Genomic DNA, 3,451 nt, shown 5'->3' with positions numbered 1-3,451 from the left:
GTCGGCGCATATTGATAGAAACGCGCATGCAGAGGCAGGGTGATGTATCGGGTTTCTTGCGTGCGCAGCGTACCGACGCTGTATTTCTTGTTGAATTCCAGCGGTACGCCCTCTTTCAGAACCTGGATACCAATTCCTTTCGCCAACGAGGAGCCGGATTTTTCGTTCAGCAGCGCGCCTCGGCTCACCGTGGTGCCGGTGGCCAGCGTGCCGGAGAAAGAGGTCTGGATATTGGCGTATCCCGACTCGCTTAACCCGCCGCTGCACTGCAGCTCAATATTAAAATCCTTCCCGCCCGCGGTGGTGCCGACGCCGTTGAGATCGCTGCGCTTGATGGTACCGACATCGACGTTCATATTTTTGCCGCTCAGGATGGTACATGAGGGCGATACCACGGTGATGGCGTTGGCGCTCAGGCGGGTTTCGAGGATCGGGTTATTGCCGTTCTCCCAGTCGTAAGAGGTGTACTTACCTGCCGCCAGGGTTCCGCTGCCGGTCACGCTCGCGGTTTTAATCACCTCCAGCGTAAAGCGGGAGCCTTCCAGCGAGTAATTCGTGGTCCGGCTGACGTAGCTGGAGAACGTGTCAGGGTAGATAATATTGACCGTCGCCCCGCCGCGGCTGAACCGCAGGCCGATCCCGGGCACATTGGTGGAATAAATTTTATTTCCCAGATCGGTCGCCCCGGGGGCGACGATTTTGGCCACAAAGCGGTTAGTGCCGCTGCTGCAGCTATAGCTGGCCCCGCCCGGCGCCGACATGGTCCAGTCCCGGGACACGATCACCGAGCCTACAGGCAGATCCGGCGGAACCACCACCCGGCCCACAACCATGTCGAGGCTAACCGTCGGCTGCGACAGGCGCGTACAGGATGCCCATGCCGACGTGGTCCCCATCGCCATTAAGCCAATAAAAAGCGTCAGTTTTTTCATTAGCGACATAGCGTTTCCTTTGTTTTTTCCTGACTTAATTCCACCGAGCACTGTCCGCCGCTCCACTTAACCGTGGCCTTCGGCGCGCTGGCGTCGCTGATAAACATCATGCTGCCCTGGCCCACCACGCCGATCTCTTTCCCGGAGGGGTTGTAAATCGTGGCGGCGAACGGTAGCGGCAGACCGTTTGCCTGACGCGCCTGCAGAGTAACGTTGTTCTGCAGCGTGGTATCGAAGGAGACCTTGACCACGCTCCCTTCCCACGGCACCACCTGCGCCACGGTACTGCCGAAGGCGACATCGTCGTTGCTGCCTTTCGGGTCAATTTCAACGGAATTTATCCGGTAAGGCCGCAGATACGGCAGAATGGCGTAGCCGTTGCTGTCGATGCGGGTACCCGGCGAGCCGGGCAACATCGCCCCCGCGGCGTCTTTCGCTTCGATCAGCGCCATGGTGGTGCCGCTTTCCGGCGAGAATACGACGCCGTGCTGATGCGCGATCAGCGTCCCGCTGGCGCCTACGCCGCTCTGGCGATAGCCTTCGCCCTGGCTATAGCTGCCGTTCAGCGTGGTCCACGGGGTACGGTAGCTGCCGTTCAGCGCCACATCGTGCTGGCCGCCGGTCGAGGTCGTGGTCGACACGCCGTAGTTGAGGTTGTTTTCACTATCCAGCGAACCGTTGACGCCAATCTGCGAACTGGCGAAGCGTGAGTTATTAAACGCGGTATTCGACGTCAGGTTAGCCGTACGGTTTTCACCGAACCACAGCGGGTAGCTAAAGTTGAGTGACACGCGATCGTCGCGACGGTGGCCGGAGCTATCCGGGGTATAGACGCGCTGGGCGCTGACCGACCACGAGAGCCGACCGTACATGTTGTTGTAACTAAACTGGTACTGCTTCTCCGTTCCCGAACGGTTCCAGTAATCCGCCACCCGGCCGCTCAGATAAAAACCGCCCCAGCCGTCCGGCAGGTTCTGGTTGACGGTAAAGGTCATCCCGTTTTTCTGGCGCCACACGGTGTAGTTGCTGTTGTAGTTCTTCTCCTGATCGACGGCGTAGAGGGCGTCGTTCAGGTTGTAGTAGCCTTTGGTGGAGTAGCGATACGCCGCCAGCACGATGCTGGTCTGGGTTTCGGTAAACATACGGTTAAAGGTAGCGCGATAGCTTTGACCGTGCTCGTCAAGGGTATCGCTCTTCAGCCGCGAGTGAGTCACGTCGAAGGAGAGCGCGCCGATGCCGGTATTCATCCCGGTCCCCAGCAGGAACGCCTGATAGTCATCAAATCCGGTGACGCCGGTATAGCCGGTAAACAGGTTATTTAAACCATGCTGCCAGGTTCCCTGGTAGAGCATCGGTTTATTACGCAGCGAACTATCGTCGACTTTACCGGCGGAGAGCGCGTAGCGGGTCATCCCCGGACGCAGCAGCTGCGCTACCGAGGCGTAAGGTACGCTGAATACCTCGACCGAACCATCGGCCTCTTTAACCGACACTTCAAGGTCGCTACCGTAGCCGGAAGGATAGACATCCTGCAGGGTAAACGGCCCCGGCGGCACCGTGGTCTGATAGATAATATTGCTGCCCTGGCGCACCGTCACCAGGGCGTTGCTTTGCGCCACGCCGCGAATTTCAGGGGCGTAGGAGCGCATGCCGTCGGGGAACATATTGTCATCGGTCGCCAGGTTAACCCCGCGCAGGCCGATGGTGTCAAAGAACTCGCCGTTGGTAAAAATCTGCCCGCCGCTGACTATCGAGTTAATCTGCGGAATCGGCCGCTGCAGATAGGTCTGGTTGCTGTTCCAGTGCGCTTTCCCCTGCTGCTGCTGCCAGTTCAGGTTACCGATATGCTTGAGCAGCCAGCCGTCCCACGACAGGCCCGCGTTAACGCCAAGATACGCGCTGCTGTTATCGGAACCGTTGGCCGAGGAGATATGGCTGTTCCAGGCGTTGGCCATCCAGCCTAAATTCAGCGCCGCAACGCCTTTATCCCAGAACTGCGGGCTGACAAAGTTTTTCAGGCGCTGATCTTCGTAGATTTGCGGTACGGCAATATCCAGTCTCAGGGAGGACTGAATCAGCGTGTCTTTGACGTTATCTTCGTGACGCCACTCCTGCAGGCGTCCGCAGAAGCCCTCTTTTTCGCTGAGCTGCGGATTTAATTTTTCCGGCGAAATCCCATACTGCATCAGCATCGCTTTGGTATAGCAGACGCCCATTTTGCCGTCTTTACCGGCGGTGATTTTCAGGTCGTAGCGCCCTTTCCATTCGCCGTTAGTATAGACATCAAGGGAGTAGACGCCCTCGCTGATAGCGCTGGTCGAGAAGCGCGACAGGTCGACCTTTTCGCGACTGCCGACGATAAAACCATCGTTAAATTGATAGATCGTTCCCGGGTTTTCCTGTCCGCTGGAAAATGGCGGAAAGCAGCACAGCGCAACCGCGATAGCCGTGCTTAATCTTCCCGGGCAGATTGACCTCTGCTTCATGATCGTTTCCCTTATTTGACGGTAACTTTCACT

2 protein-coding genes are annotated in these 3,451 nt (G+C 57.9%); both read right to left on the bottom strand.

The genetic code is table 11. The features are described 5' to 3' along the window. The coding region (locus ACESQ2_RS28320; protein ID WP_373171594.1) for a fimbrial protein at nt 1–941 on the bottom strand (941 nt) is incomplete at its 3' end. Continuing rightward, entirely contained in the window at nt 932–3,418 is a 2,487-nt protein-coding gene (locus ACESQ2_RS28315) for a fimbria/pilus outer membrane usher protein (protein WP_014839452.1), read from the bottom strand. The genes ACESQ2_RS28320 and ACESQ2_RS28315, both read right to left, overlap by 10 nt. Nucleotides 3,419–3,451: the final 33 nt, after the last annotated feature.

It is taken from the genome of Klebsiella sp. Q11 (genome assembly GCF_964241505.1).
Lineage (GTDB): Bacteria > Pseudomonadota > Gammaproteobacteria > Enterobacterales > Enterobacteriaceae > Klebsiella > Klebsiella michiganensis.
Note: the sequence above shows the minus strand (reverse complement) of the source record. Positions and strands in the feature narration are given on the sequence as shown.

Excerpts from the sequence above, each read along its gene's own strand:
- ACESQ2_RS28315 (WP_014839452.1), bottom strand. The coding sequence starts at position 3,418 with ATGAAGCAGAGGTCAATCTGCCCGGGAAGATTAAGCACGGCTATCGCG.